General features: G+C 40.7%; 3 protein-coding genes. 2 read left to right on the top strand and 1 reads right to left on the bottom strand.

Annotated features, from left to right (window positions below; translation table 11 throughout):
• Positions 1-624: 624 nt before the first annotated feature.
• Positions 625-1,479, top strand: a complete 855-nt coding sequence (locus tag KTE19_RS12545) for an alpha/beta hydrolase (protein ID WP_217342412.1) — start codon at positions 625-627, stop codon at positions 1,477-1,479.
• On the opposite strand, the gene KTE19_RS12540 is transcribed toward KTE19_RS12545, so the two are convergent.
• The gene (locus KTE19_RS12540; RefSeq protein ID WP_217342411.1) at positions 1,457-2,113 is read right to left on the bottom strand and encodes a YczE/YyaS/YitT family protein; all 657 of its coding nucleotides are present in this window, start codon (positions 2,111-2,113) and stop codon (positions 1,457-1,459) included. The genes KTE19_RS12545 and KTE19_RS12540 overlap by 23 nt on opposite strands.
• 134 nt (positions 2,114-2,247) lie before the next feature.
• On the opposite strand from KTE19_RS12540, the gene KTE19_RS12535 reads away from it, so the two are divergent.
• Positions 2,248-2,874, top strand: a complete 627-nt coding sequence (locus tag KTE19_RS12535) for a hypothetical protein (RefSeq protein WP_217165345.1) — start codon at positions 2,248-2,250, stop codon at positions 2,872-2,874.
• The last annotated feature ends 122 nt before the right edge of the window (positions 2,875-2,996 follow it).

Here is a 2,996-nt window from a genome sequence, read left to right as displayed (position 1 = left end):
CCCCTGTAGAATACAGGAATCAAGCCATGGTAGCTTAAATCAATATCTAAACTTGTCTAACTTTTCTGTTGCACTTCAAATATGTTGTTCTTTTTACTTTTGTCTATTGGGGGAGAGACAAAATCAGTTCTTGAAGAAAAAGGATAAGACACGGGGATGCCTTATCTCAAAATACCTATATTCTAGGGGAAGAATATGAATACTACAGTAACAAACTAAAGGGGGATTCAATTTGCTACCGATATGAAGTGATTCGCTCGCTTCATAACTTATACTTTCAGTATATCTGGAGTTTGTTGCTAAAGATTGAATAAATTGTGAAGAAAGTGTGAACTTTTAAATTTAAGGAAGAAAAAAGATAAGGCACGGGGATGCCTTATCTCAAGATACCTATATTCTAGGGGAAGAATATGAATACAAAAGTAATAAATTAAAGGGGGATTTAATCTATTGCTAACGTAAGTTATTAGTAAACTCACATTTCAAATACAACTATAATCGAAGAATGTGGTCAAAGATTGAACAAATTGTGAAGAAAGTGTGAACTTTAGTGGAAAGTACAAAAAGCAGTTCTTATTTCGCTGGTTGTATTACAGTAAGGAGTGAAAGGAGGCGGTGAATTCCATGAGTTTTGCGGCAAGACGGTTGCTGAAACAATTTCGAGTGCAAAATTATAAACAGATAATTAGCCAAAGTTTCTTACACCCGAATCAAAAGCTTGATCTTTTCGATGAACCGCCAGCTGGAGCGATAATTGATCAATTTGACCACGGGCGGTTGGTGACACTTGATGTAGTCCCAGATTCGGCTAGTCAACTTTTATATTTCCATGGCGGGGCATTTCGAGTGCCAATGAATGAAGATCAGTTGACAATGATTCGTTCGATTGCAGAATTATCAGGTAGTCGACTGAAGATTGCGGATTTTCCTTTATTGCCAACGCATTCTGCGGCTGATATTTCGAAATTTGCAGCCACTGCTTTGCAGAAGGTGGCCGCCAACGAGTTGCCCATCTTTTTGATTGCTGATTCGGCTGGCGCTGTAATTGCGGCTCAATTGCTGTTTCAACACGCCAATCAGATTGCTGGGACCGTCCTGATCTCCCCATGGTTGGATTTGGATTTAAATGATTCGGAATTTGCTGATAGGGCAACTGAAGATGTCATGCTGGATTTTGACGTCCTCAAACAAATTGCGACGGAGTTCAAATTAGGCTTAGGAGGTCTGCATTGGATTGATCCTTATTTGCCGAGCAAGTCATTGACTGGTTCCCTGCAAATCTTTTACGGCGACAATGAATTGTTGGTTCCGAGCGATAAAAAATTTGTCGCTGCTTTAGAGGCAACGACAAATATAAAAGTCACTGTGACGAACTTTCGGGATGGTTTTCATGATTATGCGCTATGGGAAAACCTTCTTGAAACGAAGAAGACGAAAAAGCAAATTAGTTCCTTCATTAGAGATCAACGTGATGCTTAAGCTTTGGAAAGGCGTGGGTGTCCGACCACTTCATCATTGGCCCTTGAAAAATCAAGGCAAACGCGGTTCCAAAACCGATGGCGTAGATTTTGCCAGTTGAGAAATAGGAAACTGTGATGATAATGACTGGTGGAATGTAGCTGAGCCATTGTGACAAAATGGCGCTGCCGTGGATAAATTTGAAGCGAATAATGTATGCCAGGTCGTCATTTGGGTGCATGATGAGGTTTGCCCGCGAATACATTGAAACAGCCACGGCAACCCCAAACAAGCCAATGATGTCTAAAATAATTCGGGCCCAGAAATCCAAGCTGGGAACGCCGATTGAATCAAAAATAAATTGGGCGAACTGAACTAAGTAACTGAAGGGCAATGTAAATAGCAGGTTTGAAACAAATCGCCTGCGGTCAAATGAGCCAATGAGCAATTGATTGGCAATGGTGACAATAATTCCGTAGATGAATAAAGTATTACCAAGCGGGATGTTGACCCATTTAGATAAATTCACTGCAGATCCGGTCCAGACAGCGCTCCCAAGGTTACTTGAGATGGCAAGGGCGTTGCCAGCGGCGTTTATAATTATTGATAAGCAGAGATAATAGAAGCGTTGGTGGAAGTCCTGTAGTTTAGCCATTATGTATCTATTCTCCTTAAATGAACAATGAACTTCATTGTATAATATTTCATTTGCTTTGAAAATGATCAAGGTCAAATTCATTCTTAAAAATCGTTGAGCGTGTTAATATCTTAAGTAGAGGGGGCGGTCTTGTGCAACAACGAACAGCTTATTCGGAAGTCGAATTTGAAAAGCAAGTTGAAAATAATCGTCTATGGTTTAATCGCTTTCGGACAACCCGCTCATTTCAAAAATTAAATAAGCCAGAAAAAGCAGCTGCCTTTTATATTACCCAGGCATTCGTTGGTTTGGCTTATAAATATCAACTACGGAGTCCGAGGCGGTATACTGCAAAGTCTGTTACAGAAGTAGTTTCAGAATTATTTCCGCAAAGAATTGCGGCCACAAATGTTTTCTTCACATCGGTTATCCCAGTGTTGAAGCGATATATTGTCTTCTTAGGTGTCCAGCATAAGATTAGTAATACCAGTACACTGGTGAGGGCACTGGAGGCAATTAACGTGAGTGGCCTGCTGGATGGTCAGAAGAATGTATCTGAATGGGATCCCCACAAGCGAGTCGGGATGAAATACCTGATGGGCTACACAAGCGAAATCGATCCAAAGCAAGTAAAAGCCTACGAAGAAGATTATAACATGGGCGTCCCGTTGAGGTTCTGCTTTGACTTAAGTATCAATAGAACCCCAAAGAACATTATTATGCTAACTGAGAGTTTGAGGGAGAAGTTTGAACAGATATTGTATGAGAAAAATAAGTAAGCGTGCGGAGAAAAACGTTTTGGTGCGGTCGTATAAGGGCGCCTGAATTAAGATCCTGGTTTTGGATTTTGATTCAGGCGCCCTTATATGTTTAGCACCAGTTTTTCGGAGCACTACTCGGT

It is taken from the genome of Lentilactobacillus dabitei (genome assembly GCF_019061365.1).
GTDB classification, from domain to species: Bacteria; Bacillota; Bacilli; order Lactobacillales; family Lactobacillaceae; genus Lentilactobacillus; species Lentilactobacillus dabitei.
Note: the sequence above shows the minus strand (reverse complement) of the source record. Positions and strands in the feature narration are given on the sequence as shown.